We start from the raw sequence: 20,963 nt of genomic DNA on the forward strand, positions 1-20,963 counted from the left end.
CTTAAGTTGATGGGCATGTGACGCTACCCCTTTTATAAAGAAAAGACACCCTAAGGTGCCTTCCTCCGACTTGAACCATAGTGAATGTAAACTTTTGAATGTTAGTTTACATTCATTTTGTTTATTCTATTAGATTCATCCTACCTTAACTATTTTTAGTAAAAACACTGAGAAAAGTATACATTCAACAACGTATAAATAAAGAGATTACAAAATCTATTCGAAGTAAAGAACTACTTAATTGAAATGATCTAATTAATCAAAAATCTCATAATTATGATAATATATTATTTAACAGATGTTAAAAAAAGGAGAACATTACAATATGACTGATTCTAAACAAAAAACACCCCTTTGGGAATGGTTTGCTTATCTTGGAGCAACCGTAACAATTATAAAACTTGTATATACATATTTATTTTAAAATCAAACATATACATTCTACACAACCGTAGTTACCATAACACCACTTATCGGTATTCAATGTATCTAGAAAACACCCCTTCAGTCTACTTGGCTAAAGGGGTTTCGTATTTACATAATTTCCGAAAGCGGAAGTTAAAAGTTTTTAGTTTCTTACTCACTTAAAGCACCCGTTACTTTAAGTGTATTTCTTCACAATCTTATTTTTAAAATTAGAAAAAGATTTTACTCTTTTTTAAAAATAAAGCCAGTAGTTAATCAACGAGGGTTCAATCTCAATATTTTCTTGATTTAATGATAATAGAAGATGGTCTCCGTTTTTCATTTATTAATTCTGGCATTTTTTCTAATCCTGTTGGAGTTGACTCTGGCTCAATAATTTTCTCAATTACAAGACCGTTGTCTATAAGAGTATTAATTAATGTTGAAATTGTTCTGTGATATTTAACAACACCATCTATCCACCAATGTTCCTCCCTTTTTCCTTCTTCTTGGTAATTATCTAATGCCCAATGCAATCTATTTCCATTATTATCCTTAAACCAATTATTCATTTCCTTTCGAGCTGTTACTATTGGATGTTCTGTTGAAAAGATAAATTCACCATCATTTTTTAACAGACCCCTTATTTTCTTAATTAGATGTGAGTAATCTTCTATGTAATGTATAACTAAAGAACTTGTTATTAAGTCGAATTTTTGATTTGGCAAATTAAGTTCTTCTATTGGTACACACATATAATCTATTTTTTCGTTTTTGTTATACATTTCAGCTTGTTCAATCATATTTCTTGAGATGTCCACTCCTATAACTTTCGAGGCACCATTTTCTACACAGTACATAGAAAAATGACCAGTTCCACATCCCAAATCTAATACAGACTTATCTGTAAGATTAGCAATTATAGATTTAATTGCTGGCTGTTCAACAAAATCATTAAAGGTAAATCCATTTTCACGTAATGACTTATACTTTTTAAAGAAAAACGGATTATCATAAATGTTTTGTTTCATTATATACCTCCTATAATACAATCTATATTTTTTATATTCTAGGGGGCATCCGAAAATTCCTATATTAACCAAAATACACTTCAACTAACCTGCCATTTAGTTGAATAAGGAACAGTGTATATCCTATACATGTTAGGTTGACATAACGTCCCATTATCAGTAGTAACCAAATCCCAGAAAGTCATTCATATCAATAGTTTTCTAGCTTTCCGTCCCTTTCTTTGTATGCAAGATTTCATACATTCCTGTCACAATCGTTCTTGTAGTCTGCATGAAATCCTGCATATTCTTAGCGTTTAAAATCTGCGTTTTGCCGTCAGTCCTCCATAAAGAAAAGACACTCATATAAGAGTGTCTTTTCCGATAGTTTTTTAGCAGAAGCAAGCAGCTCCAACGATGATCAATAAAATAAATAATACAACTACTAAAGCAAATCCTCCAGCAAAGCCGCCACAACTACCACCAAAGCCAATAATAGTTCCTCCTTTAATGGGAGGGGAAAACACATCTTGCTTATGCTATCGCAGATCAGCTTGCAGGGGCAGGGATATCAGTTGTCTTCGTCACAGTTGGCGAATTGCTACGGAAGATAAAAAGTACATTTAATAAAGATTCTTCCTTAACAGAGGATTCAATCATACAGACATTAGTACGAGCAGATGTGTTAATAGTTGATGATTTAGGAGCACTGGATGCAAATACAAAAGCAACAAACTTCATTAATAGGGTGTTATGCGATGTTTTCGATGGTAGACAAGGCAAATCTACTATATTTACTACAAACCTTACAGGTGAGCGTTTAGAGGGCGCGTATGACGAACGAATTGTATCACGTATCTTCAATAACTTCAGAGCTATTGTTTTCAAAGATACAAAGGATTACAGAAGAAAAGCACTACCATTCTAAGGGGGAATTAAGATGTGTGCATGTAACGGAACGGGAGTAATTAGAAATGATATCGGAATGGGAATGAATGTATCAATTTGGGCCATGTGTATGTGAAGCGGGAAATCAAACGTCTGAGGAAGTAGATAGAAAGCGTCATGCTGTTATGGCGGAACTAAGAGCAATTCATCAATTACAACTGGAGGGGAAATGGGATGCCGAGACTTGGAACAGATTTGGAAAAGGAAAATTACACAATGGCGTTGCAGCAGAGAAAGTACATGAAGAAATCGCGTCGTAACTTATATATCGCTCTAGAAGAGTTGGACCTGGTATTTGATGAAAGTGAAGTTACTCGATTGCAAGAAATGTGGAAGGGAGATAAAGGAATTCTTAAAATCGCAAAAGAGTTAGGAAGACATCAATTAGAAATCGCGGTTCTAATCATGGATCAGGCGGATAAGAACAAAATCAAATCCCGTCCGATGGGGTTAGGGGCATGAAACAACTAACACTTGAGGATGTTGTAGGAAGTTTTGATTATACCGCAACAAGTACAGCGGGAAAGTTCTTGAAGCGTAATAGCGTTATGACGTACTCAATAGAGTTTTACGACAAAGACGAGAAGTGGAAACTCCGTTGGTTTGAGGCGAAGTTAGAGAGCGACGCTATAGAAATGGCTAAAAAGAAATACGGACAGATACAAATTATTAACACTTATATTTCGGATAGAACCTTAGAAGAGATAATGCATTTAGATTAGGAGGCATAGCGCTATGACGTGTGATACGAAGTTACGCGTGGTTAGCGGATAGTGAAAGAGGCAATAACGGGTTTGGATCGACAAGAGTAAAGTAAGACCAATTTTGAATTTTATTCAGGATGGGAATTCAGTGCAACAAAAAGTAATGAATAAAAGAGAAAATCCCTGCGGGGACAGGGATTTTATAGGAGAGATATTATTGTTGTATGGTGTCGAAATTTGGCGTATTCGACGAATTAATATTATCACGGGATTTCAAGTAATTGTGATGGTTGGTGTGTCAAAAGTGTGTACAACTTTCATATGAAAGCGTTATTTGATACCGAATAAAAATAAAAAAGCCCTTTAAGAGGGCCGTGTAAATGCTATCGCATATCGTATACCACAGTATATGCAGGTCTCGGACTAATGCGAACAAAATAGTTATTTGGGTACATTTAAATACAAAAAGAGCGCCCTTAATTAGCCTCCTTATACCTAATCATAATGAAAGTGACGAGCTCACATTATACAGAAAGGCAATAATTATAGTATGTAAAAGTATGAAATTAGTGAATGGATTTAGAAAAAATCGTTATTTAAGAGAAAAAGAATTATTTCAAATGTTGTAGCTGTGATTCAGCTAACCCTGCGCCAATAATAGTAGCGATAATTAATACGCAAGCAATTAAAATACCTAAAATGATTAACATAGTAAAAGTGATTTTTTTCGCTGTATCGCCTTTTGGAGCAAGAATAGCTAAAATAATTGAGATAGACAGTATAAAAATAGCAGTAAAAAAATCAAAGTGTATATACCTAGAAAATGAACTGAAAAATAAGATTGAAGTTAAAAACATTGAAACGAAACCGAAGTATTTTCTCATTACTTTAGCCTTTCTTGAAAAAATAAATTATACAGATTATACCATAAATGAAATGGATTAAAGTGAAAGTTTAACAAAAACGCTATTTGAAAGGAAAGTGACTAGAATGTCTGAAATCGGCGATATGGTCAAGGTGGTTAGAGAAAACCAGTCAGGTGAAATCGGTGAACACAATATTGATGAGGGGACGATTGGAAAGATAGTAAATGTATTCGTTGATGAAGAACCAGACAATATTTACTTTGAAGCAGGAACATTGATTTTAGCAGAATAGTAATAACATTTCAGTTGAATCGAAAGGAGAAGCTGTAATGGAAGTAGCAGAGATCGAGGGGCAGTTATCAATATTTGATATAGATGAAACGAAAATCAAGCTGTATGAAGTCTTGAAAGCAAATAACTATCATTACGAGATTCGGAGTTACTACTTGCATAATGATTACATCGGATTGGTGAAGTACTTTTATATACGTACGACAGATAATACTATCATCGATTTATGTTTAAGTGAGTTTCCAGAAGTATTTGTGGTGTATGAGGGATTCACTGAAGCGCAGATCAAGAAGATATACAGAGGAAGATTACAATGAACTTAAAGGAGTACGTGGAATGAAACGCTGCAGTAGCTGTTTAGAGGAAACAGATTGGGTAGATGAAGTTAGTGAGTTATGTATGGCGTGTATGCATGAATTAGAAGAAAACGAATAAAAATTTCATTTTAGTTGAAACTTGGAAAAAACATAGAACAAATAAAAAGATAAGTAAGAGCCTAGGTAAATACATTCTTACTTATCTCAAGTGCACTATCAAAAACTTGTTCTTTTACTAGCAGTGATTATCGTGTCCGATAGCCAAAGCACTAAAAGAAAGAGGTCCAACAAGAAACACAAATTATTAAAGGCTTAATGGATAACGGAACCATGCAGAGTGGATGGTGAGGGTTACTCGCTATGCATGGTTCCCTTATTCAACAATGAGATAGTAAAATTTCACGTACCTTACGTGATGTTAAAAAAACAAATTCAGAAATAAAGGGAACGGTGCAAAATGCGAAAATATGAAAGTAAATTTGCAGGGAAACTAGCAGGAGAAGAAAATCAGCAAGGGGAACATTTGGGATTAAATTTGGTAAACGAGCTAAAGAGTTTTAGTGTATCTCGTAAGCCTGAGAAAAAGGTGAAAATATGTTGGAAGTGTAATGGTACTTGTGATATTGAAAGAGGACCAAGTACGGAAAGAGTTACTAGCATGGTATTTATGCCGCGAATGTAATGAACGTGTAAAAGACAATAAAGCTATTAAAGTTTAAAACCTAAAACAAGCATAACCCCGTTCTAAATTTAGAGCGGGGTTAAAATATAGTTGCTCAATTTTCGATATAAGTTACTTAACTGTACTCAAAAATATAACAATAAAGTCGTTTAATAGGGGGAGAACCACGTGTGTTTTTAGTCAATTCCAATTAAATAATTTAACCTAAAGTTTTATTTTATTTTTTTAGCTGCGTAATCACCATAATAGTAAATTCTATCTAAATCATTATATTTAGGATTAGCAATTATGGTATATTTACCATTTTCATCGACTTCAAACAAAGCTACATTATTATATTCCCATCCTACAAAATGATCTGGATTTGAATCATCTACTAACATATCTATGTTGTATATCCCTTTTGTTAATACCCCACTTTTTTGGAAATCCTCAATTAGATCTTTGGCCTTTGGAATAGGATGTTTATTTTTATTCATGTCAAATTCAAATAGAAAATTCACCACCCCTACATACCTGCTATTATAATTTTCACGTCGGGGGTCACTTGGTATTAATATAGGTAAAAGTCCAGTAGTATCAATCTTTTGAGTCTTTTTAAAATCATCAAGTAGCTCTTGAGAATTACTTATATTTAACTCGATGTTGTCGTAAGGGAATATACGAATAGGACCATTTTTTTCTGGGACAGCTTCATTAGGATATTTTACTAACCCATATTTTTTTATGATCTGTTTCATTACTTGAACTACTTCTGGATGTTGCTCAATATATGCACCCGTGAATTGTTCGAGATAGATATCATCACTATCATCTTCTAAAATTTTCAAAGTATCTCTTTCAATCATTAGGAACGGATAAGCACGATATGGCTTTTTAATTTCTATATAAGTTTGATGGTCAATCCCATTAAGCCAATTATTATCTGTCCGAATAACAGAAAACTCATCTTGTATTCCATAGTTTGTTTTTAAATATTCTTGTATTGGTTGATTCAGTTGATCTTTAGGGAAATAGCATCCACTAAGAATTAGGAATGATGTACTTACTAAGATGACTTGAATCAATCTTTTAATACTCTTCATTTTTCTCCCTACATTTCTAAAATTTTATTAATATTATAACATTTTCCATTAAACTAAACTGCTACGTTGACTTAAATACACTTCTTCACAATATTAACGAAATAATTAATAAAATCACTCTGCAATCTGGCCCAATTGCTGAATAACATGACCGGCATTTTTACAACAACTTTATTATGTTTTAAACGACTTTATTGTAAATTAAACAACTTTATTATCTCTATACAGAACGACAACGTCATCCGTATACTGATTAACTAATTCGAAGCATCCATAACGGGTGCTTTTTTCTTTGTTATATAGAAATTACACATTAAACCAGTGAACATTCTAATAAGACAAGCATATGATGAATTCGTGGACGAGTTATCATATGAGGTGAAACTTGGAGCGCCATACTTATTTGTTGAAGGGTACCTAATGACGGGTACTCTTTTTATTTTGCACTTTTTAATAAGGACAAGCATATATTGGAGTATGGGGTAGCCCCACTTCATATATTTGAGCACCTGCAATCGTAAGGTGCTCTTTATTTTGTACAAAATGGACATTTGAATAGGAGGATAAATGCTGGAATTAACATTAGAAGGATTAGAACAGTGTTTTAATGAAGTGGCAATTGAAGGCGCGGAATATGTGGCAGTTCAGATTGAAATGGATGGATTTCCTGGTGATGAAGTGATTATTGATGGTAAGAAAAACATTGATACTAAATTTCTTTAATTCGCTTAAAGAAATATATTCGTTTTCATTAATGATCCCGTTAGCACTTTGTTTAGCAAATTCAATAGCAATTATTAATTTAACCATACTTGCTAACGGTAACCTCTTATCTTCATTAATAGAACATAGAATTTCACCATTTTTTTTTATAATTAATGCACATGTATTCTTCTGTGCGTTTTCTTTAATATACGACAAAATATATTGTGGATCCGTTTTATTCATATCCTTCCTCGCTAGCATAAATACAATAACAAAAACCACTATACAAATAACCACAATACCTAACAAAACATTAATAAACATTATAAATTTCTCCTTATTTAATTTTGACTTATATTTTTTGAGTTGATATAAATACCGGATTTATGTAGTTTTAAAATAAAGTTTGATTAAAAATATCTACTCCCGCCCTTACCCTAAGGAATATAAAAAGAATCTAATTTGAAAAAATACTAATCAAAATAGATTCTTTTTCAGTAGATTTAAGATTGGTTTTTATAAAAATGTTTGATTAAAATTACACATATTAACCTTACTATATGATTCTCTGATTAATAAAACGTATAAAAAATTTTGGAATAGTAACACCTATACGTTATTATTCTCCTTTTTTTTATAGAAATGGTTCGAATTACAGGCAATAACCCATCCTATAATTATTAATGTTACAGAAAACAACTTAAGACACGCCCTATATATAATCTAAATCTTTAAGATAAACCCAGGATATTACCCCTATAACAGCACCAACTATTCCTAGATTCAAACCCTTATATTTTTGTAAAAACATCAAGTTACCCCTTCCGTACAAACAAAATATTCCATATATAAATAATACTAAATTATGGAACATCTTTAAAGAATCAAAATGTTTTTATATTCAATTCATATATTTTATTTCTTTTCTTAATAAAAATATCCCCATAGATAAGTAAATTCAAAGGGATAAAACGGTGCATATTTTTTATAAACAATTAATCTTTTTTCAAAACGGTTAAACTTTTGTAATAACGATTAAACTTTATTTCAAATCCACAGGGAGTTGAAATGCAGTTGAATCTAAAATACGAATACGCTTGAAAACAGAAGTATATGGAGAAGAAATTGGTATAGACGAGGCTAATTTTTGATTTAGTAGTTCAGCTAATATGTGTTGTAAAAATTGGACAGCCGCTTTATTAAATCGTTGATTCAGTCCTTCGGGACTGATGAGCACTTCTGTTGATGCCTCTAAACAGCTAGATAACTGCGTTAAAGAAGTCATAGCGATATTTTGACTCATCCATACACATAAAGCGACTAAATCTTTTGCTTGGTACTTACTGGTTCGTTGCACAAAACCAACATCTCTAGCAAGATTTCGTAAGATATTTGGGGATAAGAAGCTTTGAACTTCTTGAGCAAATAATTGTAATTCATCAGATACAGAAATAGACATACAAAAACGCCATCCTTTCTGTATATTTCTACAAAAAGAATAACGCTTTCTATGAATTATGTGTATAAGTTCACCTTAGGTTGATAGTAATGTATAGTGACTCCTAATAAAGTGTCATTCCTTGATCGTCTGCTAAATATTTTCCGATTCCGTCTGATTCTAACACCTAAAGCTTGTATTTATTTGACTTATCACGAATCGTATCGGTGATGGATAAGTCTTTTACATTCACACGGGAAATGGAGAGGTCACGATTAAGGACATAAGCGCGTTCTCCGTCCTGGCTAAAGACAATGGCTTGTCGGGGTTCTGTGAAACCACTGATTGTCTTAATCACATGGTTATCAGAGACATTGATCACATCGATAGTATTGTCCGCCTTGCTGCTTGCAAAAAGCAGTTTACCATCGGGCGACAAGGCTGCACCATATGGCTCACGTCCAACTTTTACCTCGTTAACGATTTGTCCTAGAGAGATGTCCACCACGGAAATGCTGTCACGACCGCTGTTTGCGGCATACAATGTTTGACCATCGGCAGTCACGGAGATTCCACGAATCATAGAGAAATCAACAATCTCACGTACGATGTTCTTAGTGGCTGCATCAACTATGGACACCTTATCTCCTTTAAAGTTTGTTACAAACACATATTTTCCATTCGGAGAGACTGTAATACCTTGGCGTGGTTGGGAGAAACCAGTGATGACTGCAGTCGGTTTGCGTTTCTCAAGGTCTATAACGGTTACAGAACTATGTGCCTGATTGTTCACGTACAGTGTCTTTCCATCGGGGCTGACGCTAGTGCCGAATGCACCTGGACCGACTACGACTTCATCCTTTAAGGCTAGGCTTTTTGCGTTGTAGAATCGTAAAGTGCCTAGCGTACTGTCCGAGACAACAAATTCTGAACCATTGTTAACGAACACGATGTTTCTCGGTGTAACAAAACCATCGATTTTCTTGCGTAAATTACCTTTAGCAAGGTCATAAATACGAATGGATTGTTCGCGACTATCTGAAACAATCGCCATCTGCTCATCGGGACTTATAGCGAGGGAGTTGTTAGTGATGCTTCCATCGAAGCTCTCCTTTGCCATAGAGCTTTTATTTTCAGTAAATGAAGCAAAAATGGCAGTCGGAAAAATAATAACAAACATCAAAGCTACAACCAATACACCTTTAAATTTCATTTTTTTTAACATTTCTTCACCTCGTTAAAAATTTTTTCATATGATAAATCTTCAAGACACACGAATAACTTCCATAGGTACACGCAAGCCCAGCAGGTAAACAGGGTGTTTGAATCTTTGCAAATATACTTACTATACGTTTTTTGATTCCCTCCTATTGTAATCGTGTCTGAATTTTTATCCCTTCGTTCTATGTAAACGTACAGATGGACAAATTGGTTTGAATATTATAAAAAAATAAATTTGATGATTAAAAATAATTACATGTTTTATAAGGGGTACCACCACATCACTATCAAGCTAACAAAAGTAAATACCCCAAAACGAAAAAAAGCTGACTTCTCAAATTAACTAACTGTAGAGAAAAATTTTCATTTTGGGGGTACTTCAAAATCTTAGCTTGATGGCTGGCGATACCCCATTGCCAGCAAGTTAAGAAACTCATTGTTCTCTAAAACGAAAAAAATCCACTGGATTCTCATAGAAAACCGTGGTGAGATGAAATTTTGATTTTGAAGTACTTCAAAATCTTAGCTAGATGGCTATCTATCGGTACCTCATAATAAAAAGGCAAGAATATTTTGTACATATTAAATATGTTCCTGCCTTTGATTTTATTAAGCTTGACATCTATGACCTAATTATAAATTTATTGAGGTCTTCTTTATTTATTATTTTTCGAACCGCAAATGAACAAATTTCAACATCTTTATTAAGTTTACAATTCGCATCATAATACGCGTACTACCATCCCAATCTTTATTTGTAGGTATAGCTTTAAAGAAAGGGGTGCAGCTTAATACTTTTAAGTCAGAAGACCATTTTTCTATTGATTTTGGATTGTTTACATAAAAATACATCATAGCGCCGTTGTTACCAGATTTTTTTACTGTAGCATTTGAAAGATTCAGTGCGAATTTTGATTCAGCATCAAAATATAACTCTCCTCCAGGAAAACGTTTTGACAAAGCGATTAGGATTTCTTTTAAATCTTCTTCTTTAAAGTAATAAAACACACCTGCTGATATAAAAAGAATACCATCGTTCGGATCATATTTTATTTCGTCGAACCAAGAAGTATCAAAAAATGATTTAGCGATGCTTATATTCCTTGGTGTATCTTCAATTAAAGTCTTGCGAAAAGAGATTGCATCGGGCAAATCAAGGTTGTACCAATGTATAGTGCCGTTATCGATTCTGGAAAAAGTAGTATCCAGCCCTGAACCGATATTTACTATAGTAGCATTCGGATGTTTTGTTATAAATTTATTTATAGTATCGTCTATTTTTCGTGCACGGGTAATGTATGTGATACATCCGTATTCACCAAATGTATTGGCTATATTAGAAAAATCGAAATCACAATTTTTAATAATCTGAATCGCTTCTTTATCCTCTAAAATATCTTTGTTGTTTTCGCTTCCATATGCACGTCCCCATAGCGGAATAAGCATAGTGCCTTGTACTGAATGTATATCTATTTCTTTAACCATGAAACATCCTCCGTTTAATAAAAAACAATATTTTTAGTCGTTATTTAACATTTTTGAGAGCATTTTATTTGTTTTATACAATCCGTAAGTTAAATCCCGTTGATCTTCTTCAGATAACTTTTCGAGATTATCTGTGAAATTAATATAAATTTGTTTCCACCGCTCATAGTGCACCTTTTCAGCTTTTTCTGTCAGAGAAATTAATACAGCTCTTTTGTCTACTGTATCTTGTTTTTTTATAATATATCCGTTCAGTTCTAAGTTACGTACTGTTACACTTAATTGCTGCTTAGGGATGTTTAAATAACTAGCAATCATTTTTAAATTTACAGGTACCTTTTGTTGGGCGATATATTCCACTACGTGTTGCTCTAAATGTGTAAATTCAGAGGATTTCTCCGAGAGTAATTTAAAAGTTCCTGACATATTTAATAATAAATTCATGTATTCATTTAATAATTCGTTATGGGCCATTGTTTTTCTCTTCCTTTATGGATTTAGTCATTATTTTATTACTAATTTAGCCGAAAATCAAATATTTTAATTGAACATAGTAAAGTATAATTTACTATGTTTTTATTTTTAAAAGTTATGTGTACTGAAGTAGAGGAGTATGAGAAGTGCTTTTAGGAAAGGAGAATATGACTGGAAATAAAATATTACTAAATATATATAACTAATGAATGCAATGTCTTTTTCAGTTGTTATGTTGTGAATAATTTTATGATAAAATCTTTTACATAATTAAATAAAGGGGTAGTATTCTATGGGTTATTTCTCAAATAGTTTATTAGTTGTGTTTGTTCTTATCGTGTGTAGCTGTATGATTTTTGGTTGATAATATAATGATAGATTTAAAAAAAGAAGGTAATTCTCAATGGTGAGATACCTTCTTTTCTTATATTAATTATTTAGATTCCGTATAAGGTGATGATTGAAATGTATATATTTTATATTCACCATTGTTATACAGAAATTGTAAAATGTTATTGTCTTTTGGTATTCCTTCAAAAATGGAATAGGGGGCTAAGATAATGAATAATATGTTGATGGATTGTTTGAAACTTTTTTAGAAACGCAACATTTAAGGAGATGGCAGGTAAGCATATTTAGTTAAGGTTTTTAATTTTTCAAGAAGTGTTCCTTGTAGTACATAAAAAACATTAGTAAATGGAATGTGCTTTTTAGTAATACATAATATGTATTAAAAGTCTAATATCAATTTTGTAATTTGGAGGAAGATATATGCAAAAAAAGGTCCTCTTGTTTACAGATTTGGGGATTGATGATGCGTTTGCTATTTTATATACCTTTTTTCGTAAAGATATTCAGTTAGTAGGTATTGTTGCGGATTACGGGAATGTGTCTAGAGAGAAAGCCATATGGAATATCAATTATTTAAAATATATTGCGGGAAGGCAGGAAATACCTGTTTTTCTAGGTGCTTCAGTTCCTTTAACAGGTATAGCTGTTAAAGCTTTTCCAGAAGTACATGGAGAAGCAGGACTAGGACCCATTATCCCACCTCAAATTAATCTTCCGGTTTATCCAATGCATGATATTTATCAAGTTATAGAATCGTATTTGGAAAATATAATTATTATTAATCTGGGAAGACTTTCTTCTTTGGCAACTGCATTCGTTTTAAATTTACCTAAAATGCGAGAGGTAAAGGAATATATTTGTATGGGAGGGGCTTTTTTCTATCCAGGTAATGTGACAGCAGTAGCGGAGGCTAATTTTTTTGCAGATCCTTATGCAGCAAATCTTATCGTGAAACATGCAAAAAATTTAACGATTATTCCATTGAACGTGACTCAAAGTGCTATTGTTACACCTGAAATGGTTCAACAAATTGATGCATTTCATCAGCATACACAAGATCCTGCTGGCCTTTTGATTAAGCCTATGCTGGATTACTATTATAACTTTTACTCCAAATCAAATCCTGGGATACCAGGTAGTCCCATGCATGATTTTGTAACGATATGGTACTTATTAAACCGAGATGCTGTTCAGCTTTCTAAAGTACCTATTAAAATTATACCTGACCAAGGGGAAGGTTTCGGTCAAAGTATTGCTGATTTTCGTTTTACGACAAATCCAGACTATAGCATACATAATATAGCTTTTCAATTCAATTATGAACGATTTAAGCAGGATATTTTAGACACATTCTTAAAGAAAAGGCGATAGTTGATGAGAGTGATGGACAATGTAAAGTAGGAATGGGATTTCCAAAAAGCAAAGCAATCAGCTTACAATACTGATTGCTTTGTGTTTTGAAGAGTAAAGTAAAAATATGTAGGTACTACTAATTTTAAATAGTAAATTCAATTTAGAGTGATCTTTTAATTACTCAGCCCATTCCAATAAAAAGAAACAATTTCTTTTGCTAGGTCATCTATATTTGCAAGTATAGGATTGTGATTCTCATTTTTAAAATTCCCAATTGATAATAAAGCTACGAAAGCATGGGCAGCAAATTTAGGGTTTCCTTTGGGGATTTCTCCAAGATGAATCGCGTTATCGATCGCTTTTTCCAATACCTCATACATGTTATCCTCGGCATTTTTTAATTCTTTTAATTGTTCTTCAGATAACGACAGTTTTGCATCTTTCATAAAATTTTTCATATCAATATCTATCGTTGCTTGTAAGTAAACTTTAGAAAAGTCCAATAATCTTTCTTTTAAAGTCTTATTTGTAGAGAGAATTTGGGACATATTCTCTCGTATACGTATCATCATTTGAGTCATAGTTGCAGTAAATAACTCGGCTTTTGTTGAATAGTAATAGTAGACGGTTGCTTTCGTAACACCACATTCTTTCGCGACCTCATCCATTGAAACGATTTGATAATTTTGAGTAAGAAATAAACGAGTTGCAACTTCTAAAATCATTTCTTTTGTAGATTTTGTATTTTTATTTTGACGAGGTCTTCCGAGAGGACGTTGTTTTTGCTCCAAATACATTCGCTCCTGACGTTAAATAGTAAAGATATTATAACACAAATTTTTATCATTCTTGATTAATTAACTGACCAGTATATATAATTAATATTGGATGGAAAAAAGAAGGAGGGTTTTTATGAAAAAGCACCCGTTACATATGTTAGGGAGGCTTGTAGCAGGGAAGCATACGCAATGGATAACTTTATCGGTTTGGATTCTTATTACATTAGTACTTTCATTTACGTTACCACAAGTAAACAGTACGAAAGAACCGAATCCGAAAAATTTACCCGAAACAGCAATGTCACAGCAAGCGGAAGCAGTTATGAAAAAAGAGTTTCCTAATAATGCAGGAAATCCGTTGTTAGTAGTATGGTATAGAGATGGTGGATTACAGTCAAAAGACTATAAACTAATACAGGACGTTTATAAAGAGTTAAAAGCTAGTCCTTTAAAAGAACAATCAACATTACCGCCATTTGATACAATTCCAGAGCAAGTATTATCAAAAAGCGCATCAAAAGATGGTACATCATTTGTTACACCGGTATTCTTTAATAAATCTGCTGGTACGGATATTTTAAAAGGAAACCTTGAAGATTTAAGAAAAATAGTGAATAGTAAGGTGGATGAAGATCCATTTAAACAAAAAATAAGTGACTCTGGTTTACATGTTCGATTATCTGGACCTGTAGGCATTCAAACGGATGCAGTTAGCTTATTTAGTCAAGCAGATGTGAAGTTATTAGTTGCTACTGTATTACTTGTATTGGTTTTATTAATTTTACTGTACCGTTCACCAGTTTTAGCGGTTTTACCTATAGTTGTTGTAGGCTTTGCGTACGGAATTATTAGTCCGACACTTGGTTTTTTAGCCGATCATGGATGGATTAAAGTAGATGCACAGGCAATATCAATTATGACGGTTTTATTATTTGGCGCTGGAACGGACTATTGTCTATTTTTAATTTCGAGATATAGAGAGTACTTGTTAGAAGAAGAAAGTAAATATAAAGCATTGCAACTCGCGATTAAAGCATCTGGTGGAGCAATTATAATGAGTGCATTGACTGTCGTACTTGGATTAGGGACGTTATTACTTGCTCATTATGGTGCCTTTCATCGATTTGCAGTACCATTTAGCGTAGCTGTTTTCATTATGGGGATTGCAGCTTTAACGATTTTACCAGCATTATTATTAATTTTCGGTAGAATTGCATTCTACCCGTTTATACCGAGAACGACTTCAATGAATGAGGAGTTTGCAAGAAAGAAAAAGAAAGTAGTAAAAGTAAAAAATACTAAAGGATTCTTTAGTAAAAAACTTGGGGATATCGTTGTACGTAAACCGTGGACAATTATTATGCTGACCGTATTTCTATTAGGAGGATTGGCTTCGTTTGTACCACGTATTCAATACACATACGATTTATTAGAGTCATTTCCGAAAGATATGCCTTCACGCGAAGGGTTTACGTTAATTAGTGATCATTTTTCAGCTGGTGAATTAGCACCTGTAAAAATTGTTGTTGATGCGAAAGGAAAAGATCTTCCTATTAAACAAGAACTAGAGAAGTTTTCTTTTGTAAATACAGTAAAAGAGCCAAAAGAGGGTAAAGATAATAAGCAAATACAAATGTATGAAGTTTCTTTAGCGGAAAATCCTTACTCAATTGAAGCATTAGATCAAATCCCTAAATTGAAAAGTAGTGTAGAAAAAGTATTAAAAGATACTGGGATTAATAATGTTGAAGATCAAGTATGGATTGGTGGAGAAACAGCGTCACTATATGACACAAAACAAATTACGGAACGTGATGAAGCAGTTATTATTCCAGTCATGATTAGTATTATAGCTTTGTTGTTACTAGTTTACTTACGATCTATTGTGGCGATGATTTATTTAATAGTAACGGTTGTTTTATCATTCTTCTCTGCATTAGGGGCAGGATGGATATTACTTCACTTTGGTATGGGAGCGCCGGCAATACAAGGGGCGATACCATTATATGCATTCGTATTTTTAGTTGCTTTAGGTGAAGATTATAATATCTTTATGGTTTCAGAAATATGGAAAAATAGAAAGAAACAAAATCATGTAGATGCAGTAAAAAGTGGTGTTATCCAAACAGGTAGTGTAATTACATCCGCAGGTTTAATTTTAGCAGGAACATTTGCGGTGTTAGGTACACTTCCAATTCAAGTTCTTGTTCAATTTGGTATTGTGACTGCAATCGGCGTATTGCTAGACACATTTATTGTAAGGCCACTACTGGTGCCTGCGATTACAGTTGTTTTAGGACGCTTCGCTTTTTGGCCAGGAAAGCTTTGGAAAGAAGAAAAGCAATTACAAAAAGAAGATACTTTATAAAAGAAGGTTGCCGATAAGGTCAGTAAAACTGATTTTTAGGCAATCTTCTTTTTTGTTTGTCTTATAAAGAATGACCATTTTAAATATGCAGCGAAAAATATGGAGGAAATGTAACATGAAGCTTTAAGTGCATCAAAATTTTGCTTATCAGACATAATAATTCATAAGAAATTCCAATTGAGAAAGGAATTTCTAATATGTATTTTTATAGGATGATAAAAATGTGGGACAAGATTGTTTCTTATGTACCTGAGTGGAAAGTTTTTATGCAAGCCTTTATCGTACTTTTCATTCCATATATAATTTCAAGATTTTTTAGTTGGATTCGTACATTAGAAAAAGAATAATCTAACGAACTATATGGGGCATTCAAGTGAGAATAAATATTGAAATGTAAAGAAGAGCAGTATAGGAAGTTTTATTGAGAAAGAGTGATGAAGGTGAAAGCGCAGGATTCAATAGTTAATCAAAGCCAAGAACAAGGAAACACATATGAGAATAACGCGACAAAAGTTTCTGAAGACTATTTTACAGGTGATTTCAACTTAGATTTAGAAGTTATAAAAAAAGAAGCTCTTGATAACTCGGACGTTTATTGTCGAGAGTTTAACATTGGCGGGACTAGCATCCGCGCAGTTCTTGTTTTTGTAGAAGGGCTTTCAGATAAAGATCTTATTGATACGCACATTATGAAATCATTAATGTGTAATTTTTTTGATGAGTATAAAGATGAATCATCTTATAAGGAAGAAAGAGTTTCAAAAGAGTTTATTAAAAACCGAGTTCTTCCTATTAGTGGCGTGGAAGAGATGCAATCTGCACAAAAAATGATGTCAAAAGTGTTAATTGGTTCAACGGCATTATTAATTGATGGATTATCGGATGTATTCATACTTAATACAAAAAAAGGAAAAACACGTAATGTTGAAGAGCCAGTATCAGAAGGATCGGTCAGAGGTCCACGGGTAGGTTTTACAGAAGTTTTGTCGGACAATACTGCTTTGTTGCGGTTACATGGTGAAAATGAAGGATTATCTTTAATGAAATTTCATGTAGGAGAACGGGCTAAGAAAGAGTTGGTTGTTGCCTTTATGAAAGAGATTGCTGATCCAGAATTAGTAGAAGAAGTTAAGAAGAGAATTGAGAAAATTAATATTGATAATGTGCCAGAATCAGGTTATATAGAACAACTTATTGAAGATAATTATCTTAGTCCTTTCCCGCAAGTACAGAGTACGGAACGTCCTGATAAAGTTATCGCTGCATTAATGGAAGGAAGGGTTGCAATTTTATTGGATGGAACCCCTTTTGTATTAATTGTTCCGGTTACATTTAGTATGATGATGCAATCACCCGAAGATTATTATGAACGTTGGATACCAGGTACGCTGATTCGGTTATTGCGCTTTGGAACAGCTATTATTTCTCTATTTGCTCCCGCTCTGTACATTTCATTTATTTCATTCCATCCCGGATTGATTCCAACTAAGTTAGCCATTTCAATTATAGGAGGACGAGAAGGCGTCCCGTTTCCTGCAATTATAGAAGGATTATTTATGGAAATTGCAATTGAAATTTTACGAGAAGCAGGGTTACGACTACCTAAGCCTATTGGTTCAGCGATGGGAATTGTAGGAGGATTAATCATTGGGCAATCAGCTGTATCAGCTGGAATTGTGAGTCCAATCATGGTAATTGTTGTGGCGGCCACAGCTATTTCTTCTTTTGCACTTTCTCATTATAGTACAGCAATTCCATTACGCATTCTTCGCTTTGTAGCTATGTTTTTCGCTGCGATATTTGGGTTATATGGAGTTATTTTATTTTTCCTCTTTATATGTAGTCATATTGCAAGGCTTAAAAGTTTTGGTGTACCTTATGCTAGCCCGGCTGTCTTATATCAATTTACTGATTGGAAGGATTTTATGGTTCGTATGCCAATTCAGATGATGAAGCGACGTCCAAAAATGTTGAATTTAAAAGACTATGTACGGAAAGGTAGTGAAGAGGAATGATTACGAACTCAAAGGACAAAATTCCCACTTCACAAGCAGCTGTTATTCTTATCAATTATATACTTGCTATCGGAATTCTCACCTTGCCTAGAACTGCAGCTGAGAAAGTACAAACGCCTGATGTTTGGATAACGGTTATTTTAGGAGGATTAATTGCGATAGTTGCAGGAATAATTATCGTGAAGTTAAGTCAACAATTTCCTGAAAAAACATTTTATGAATATAGCCAGGAACTTGTAGGGAAATGGATTGGGGTGGTAATTAGTTTATTGATTATCGGTTACTTTTTAACACTTTCGTCATTTGAACTTAGAACGTTGGAAGGTATAACAAGTTTCTTTCTACTAGAAGGTACGCCTGACTGGGCTATTATTATGCCGTTCATGTGGATATGTCTGTATTTAAATTTAGGCGGAATAAATGCGATAGCACGTTTATTTGAAATTATTTTTCCAATTACAGTTTTTATTTTCTTAGTTACATCTTTTATGAGTATTGGAATGTTTGAACTCGATAATCTTCGTCCTGTATTAGGATTAGGGATTGTTCCGGCATTAAAAGGCCTAAAAACAACAACTATGGCATATTCGGGTGCTGAAATTATGTTATTACTTTTAGCCTTTATGAAGAAGCCATCTCAAGGTGTAAGGGTTGTAATAATTGGCACTATGATTCCTTTACTTTTTTATGTCATTACAGTTGTAATGGTTATAGGAGCGTTTTCTATCGATGGTGTATTGGTGAGAACATGGCCTACAATTGACCTTATGAGAAGTTTTGAAATTCAGGGCTTAATTTTTGAACGGTTTGAATCTTTGTTACTAGTGATATGGATTATGCAAATATTTGCAACATATACAATTTGCTATTATGCAGCTGCTTTAGGGTTAGCGCAGCTCTTTAATAAAAATATTCATTTCTTTTTGTATGGGTTACTTCCATTAATATATATCGTTGCTGAAATTCCGAAAAACATAAATGAGTTATTTGAATTTGGAAATATGATTAGTAACGCAGCAATCATTTTATTTGGTATTCTTCCGTTTCTTCTTCTTATGATTTCGAAGGGGAGGAAAAAAAGGCATGAACCAAAATGTTAAAGGTAGAAAAATTATTATAAGCATAGCGTCAATAGTTTTTCTCTTATTACTTACAGGATGCTGGAGTAGTCATGAAATTGAGGAGTTAGGTTTCGCCGTAGGTTTAGCAATAGATAAAGAAAAAGAAACAAAGATTGAGAAAGAAATTGAAGAAAAGGGCGGCGGATATAAAAAGAAAAATTTAATAACAACCACCTATCAATTTGTTAAAGCACAATCATCATCAGATGGAGGCAAAGGTGGAGTATCACAACAAAAAGCTTATATGAATGTTGCAGAAACAGGAGATTCTCTTCATCAATCAATACGTGAAGTTGCATTAAGAAGGCAAAGGCCTATCATTTTTCATCATACGAAAGTAATAGTTGTTAGTGAAAGTATAGCTCGAACATATAATTTAACGCAGTTATTGGACATCTACGTTCGTGATAATGAGATGAGACCGAGTTGCTTTATTATGGTTAGTAAAGGGCTAGCTAGTGATGCGTTAAAATCAAAAGAACCTGGGGAAATTCCAGCATTTCGCTTAATTGAAATCGAGGATAATCAATATAGATCCTCACGAATTTTACCGCCGATGCCACTTGCAAAACTACCAGGAAAAGTGAAATCTGGGGCGAGTTTTCTTTTACCAAATGTGATTTCTATAAACGGAGAAGTGAAATATGTAGGTGCTGCTGTCATAAAAGGGAGTACAAAAAAACTTCGTGGCTTTTTAAACGAGAATGAATTGGAAGGGTTAATGTGGATAACTGGAAAAGGCAAAAGTGGGTTGGTGAAAAGTTTCGATAAAAAGACGGAAAAACTTATTATGTATGAAGTGAAATCAATGAAAAGTAAAATTAAGCCCCATGTAAAAGGGGATAAAATCTCCTTTGATGTCAATATTCAGTCTGTGGGGCGGTTATCTGAAAACTGGGCTGAGTCAGAGGAAGCTTTTAAAAATGCATTTCTCAAAAGGGCGGAGCAATCTGCGGAGCAAGAAGTGAAGCGATTAGTGAAGCATACATTACAAAAAATTCAAAAGGAATATAAAACTGATGTTGCTGGCTTTAATACTAGTTTGAAAATCGAGTATCCAAAAGTATGGAAGAAAGTTGAAAAGGATTGGGATAAGGTGTTTAGTAAGACACCAATTAAATATAATGTAAAGTTAACAATTGAAGATTATGGTACAGAAGGCGCTTAATGAATGAACAACATGAAATATACAAAGGCTCTGAAGCATGAACTTATTCGTGAATATGCGTCAGAGCTTTTTATTGTACATATTTATTATATTAAGTAAATTAATAATAAGATATATATTTCGTTTTAATATTCTTTATTTTATAATGACTTACAAGTACTGGTAAATACAATCACT

General features: G+C 33.3%; 19 protein-coding genes and 5 pseudogenes. 13 read left to right on the forward strand and 11 right to left on the reverse strand.

Annotation, left to right across the window (positions count from 1 at the left end; all coding sequences use genetic code 11):
* Window positions 1–698 precede the first annotated feature (698 nt).
* Window positions 699–1,436: a class I SAM-dependent methyltransferase gene (locus COI75_RS23415; RefSeq protein ID WP_000812397.1), complete on the reverse strand. Its 738-nt coding sequence runs from the start codon at window positions 1,434–1,436 to the stop codon at window positions 699–701.
* Window positions 1,437–1,807: 371 nt separating this feature from the next.
* Window positions 1,808–1,909, reverse strand: a complete 102-nt coding sequence (locus tag COI75_RS23420) for a YjcZ family sporulation protein (RefSeq protein ID WP_000505675.1) — start codon at window positions 1,907–1,909, stop codon at window positions 1,808–1,810.
* A gap of 23 nt (window positions 1,910–1,932) precedes the next feature.
* Here COI75_RS23420 and COI75_RS23425 point away from each other — a divergent pair.
* The 4 genes and pseudogenes from COI75_RS23425 to COI75_RS23440 form a co-directional block, all read left to right on the forward strand.
* Window positions 1,933–2,343 (forward strand): annotated as a pseudogene (locus COI75_RS23425) (ATP-binding protein); the annotation flags it as partial.
* A 12-nt stretch (window positions 2,344–2,355) separates the two neighbouring features.
* Window positions 2,356–2,623: pseudogene (locus COI75_RS23430) on the forward strand (hypothetical protein).
* Window positions 2,580–2,825 (forward strand): hypothetical protein, encoded by a 246-nt coding sequence (locus COI75_RS23435; protein WP_002095656.1) that lies wholly within the window; start codon window positions 2,580–2,582, stop codon window positions 2,823–2,825. Before COI75_RS23430 ends, COI75_RS23435 begins: the two are co-directional and overlap by 44 nt.
* A complete protein-coding gene (locus COI75_RS23440; RefSeq protein WP_000811975.1) occupies window positions 2,822–3,085 on the forward strand; it encodes a hypothetical protein in 264 nt (87 codons plus the stop codon). Before COI75_RS23435 ends, COI75_RS23440 begins: the two co-directional genes overlap by 4 nt.
* A gap of 593 nt (window positions 3,086–3,678) precedes the next feature.
* Here COI75_RS23440 and COI75_RS23450 read toward each other — a convergent pair.
* Window positions 3,679–3,951: a hypothetical protein gene (locus COI75_RS23450; RefSeq protein WP_001233791.1), complete on the reverse strand. Its 273-nt coding sequence runs from the start codon at window positions 3,949–3,951 to the stop codon at window positions 3,679–3,681.
* Between the two features lie 106 nt (window positions 3,952–4,057).
* On the opposite strand from COI75_RS23450, the gene COI75_RS27050 reads away from it, so the two are divergent.
* The 3 genes from COI75_RS27050 (at window position 4,058) to COI75_RS23460 (ending at window position 5,223) form a co-directional block, all read left to right on the forward strand.
* Window positions 4,058–4,225: a hypothetical protein gene (locus tag COI75_RS27050; protein WP_001289485.1), complete on the forward strand. Its 168-nt coding sequence runs from the start codon at window positions 4,058–4,060 to the stop codon at window positions 4,223–4,225.
* Between the two features lie 37 nt (window positions 4,226–4,262).
* Window positions 4,263–4,541 (forward strand): hypothetical protein, encoded by a 279-nt coding sequence (locus COI75_RS23455; protein WP_000451399.1) that lies wholly within the window; start codon window positions 4,263–4,265, stop codon window positions 4,539–4,541.
* Window positions 4,542–4,998: 457 nt separating this feature from the next.
* A complete protein-coding gene (locus COI75_RS23460) occupies window positions 4,999–5,223 on the forward strand; it encodes a hypothetical protein (protein WP_001233788.1) in 225 nt (74 codons plus the stop codon).
* Window positions 5,224–5,435: 212 nt separating this feature from the next.
* Here the strand turns inward: COI75_RS23460 and COI75_RS23465 are convergent, their stop codons facing one another.
* A complete protein-coding gene (locus tag COI75_RS23465) occupies window positions 5,436–6,308 on the reverse strand; it encodes a hypothetical protein (protein WP_000836003.1) in 873 nt (290 codons plus the stop codon).
* Window positions 6,309–6,875: 567 nt separating this feature from the next.
* Between COI75_RS23465 and COI75_RS27055 the strand changes: the two genes are divergently transcribed.
* Complete coding sequence (locus COI75_RS27055) at window positions 6,876–7,031, forward strand: hypothetical protein (protein WP_000891857.1); 156 nt, start codon at window positions 6,876–6,878, stop codon at window positions 7,029–7,031.
* On the opposite strand, the pseudogene COI75_RS27720 reads toward COI75_RS27055, so the two are convergent.
* The 6 genes and pseudogenes from COI75_RS27720 to COI75_RS23495 form a co-directional block, all read right to left on the reverse strand.
* Window positions 7,014–7,337, reverse strand: a pseudogene (locus COI75_RS27720) (serine hydrolase); the annotation flags it as partial. The gene COI75_RS27055 and the pseudogene COI75_RS27720 sit on opposite strands and share 18 nt — an antisense overlap.
* A 285-nt stretch (window positions 7,338–7,622) precedes the next feature.
* Window positions 7,623–7,824 (reverse strand): annotated as a pseudogene (locus COI75_RS27725) (hypothetical protein).
* A gap of 246 nt (window positions 7,825–8,070) precedes the next feature.
* Window positions 8,071–8,472 (reverse strand): annotated as a pseudogene (locus COI75_RS23480) (IS4 family transposase); the annotation flags it as partial.
* A gap of 166 nt (window positions 8,473–8,638) precedes the next feature.
* A complete protein-coding gene (locus tag COI75_RS23485) occupies window positions 8,639–9,676 on the reverse strand; it encodes a WD40 repeat domain-containing protein (protein ID WP_000914520.1) in 1,038 nt (345 codons plus the stop codon).
* Between the two features lie 659 nt (window positions 9,677–10,335).
* Entirely contained in the window at window positions 10,336–11,157 is an 822-nt protein-coding gene (locus COI75_RS23490; protein WP_000237859.1) for a class I SAM-dependent methyltransferase, read from the reverse strand.
* A 33-nt stretch (window positions 11,158–11,190) separates the two neighbouring features.
* Window positions 11,191–11,631 (reverse strand): MarR family winged helix-turn-helix transcriptional regulator, encoded by a 441-nt coding sequence (locus COI75_RS23495; RefSeq protein WP_000940923.1) that lies wholly within the window; start codon window positions 11,629–11,631, stop codon window positions 11,191–11,193.
* 771 nt (window positions 11,632–12,402) lie between these two features.
* Here COI75_RS23495 and COI75_RS23505 point away from each other — a divergent pair.
* A complete protein-coding gene (locus tag COI75_RS23505) occupies window positions 12,403–13,353 on the forward strand; it encodes a nucleoside hydrolase (RefSeq protein WP_001170287.1) in 951 nt (316 codons plus the stop codon).
* Between the two features lie 155 nt (window positions 13,354–13,508).
* Here the strand turns inward: COI75_RS23505 and COI75_RS23510 are convergent, their stop codons facing one another.
* Complete coding sequence (locus tag COI75_RS23510; protein WP_000436012.1) at window positions 13,509–14,126, reverse strand: TetR/AcrR family transcriptional regulator; 618 nt, start codon at window positions 14,124–14,126, stop codon at window positions 13,509–13,511.
* 121 nt (window positions 14,127–14,247) lie between these two features.
* Here COI75_RS23510 and COI75_RS23515 point away from each other — a divergent pair, with 121 nt between their 5' ends.
* The 4 genes from COI75_RS23515 (at window position 14,248) to COI75_RS23535 (ending at window position 20,786) form a co-directional block, all read left to right on the forward strand.
* Window positions 14,248–16,482: an MMPL family transporter gene (locus tag COI75_RS23515; protein ID WP_000716541.1), complete on the forward strand. Its 2,235-nt coding sequence runs from the start codon at window positions 14,248–14,250 to the stop codon at window positions 16,480–16,482.
* Between the two features lie 434 nt (window positions 16,483–16,916).
* Entirely contained in the window at window positions 16,917–18,497 is a 1,581-nt protein-coding gene (locus COI75_RS23525; protein ID WP_000864916.1) for a spore germination protein, read from the forward strand.
* Window positions 18,494–19,597 (forward strand): spore germination protein, encoded by a 1,104-nt coding sequence (locus tag COI75_RS23530; RefSeq protein WP_000632267.1) that lies wholly within the window; start codon window positions 18,494–18,496, stop codon window positions 19,595–19,597. The genes COI75_RS23525 and COI75_RS23530 overlap by 4 nt, the downstream gene beginning before the upstream one ends.
* Window positions 19,581–20,786, forward strand: coding sequence for a Ger(x)C family spore germination protein (locus tag COI75_RS23535; protein WP_001075387.1), 1,206 nt, complete (start codon window positions 19,581–19,583; stop codon window positions 20,784–20,786). Before COI75_RS23530 ends, COI75_RS23535 begins: the two co-directional genes overlap by 17 nt.
* Window positions 20,787–20,963: the final 177 nt, after the last annotated feature.

Origin of the sequence: Bacillus cereus, from assembly GCF_002564555.1 — a bacterium.
Classification (GTDB): domain Bacteria; phylum Bacillota; class Bacilli; order Bacillales; family Bacillaceae_G; genus Bacillus_A; species Bacillus_A cereus_K.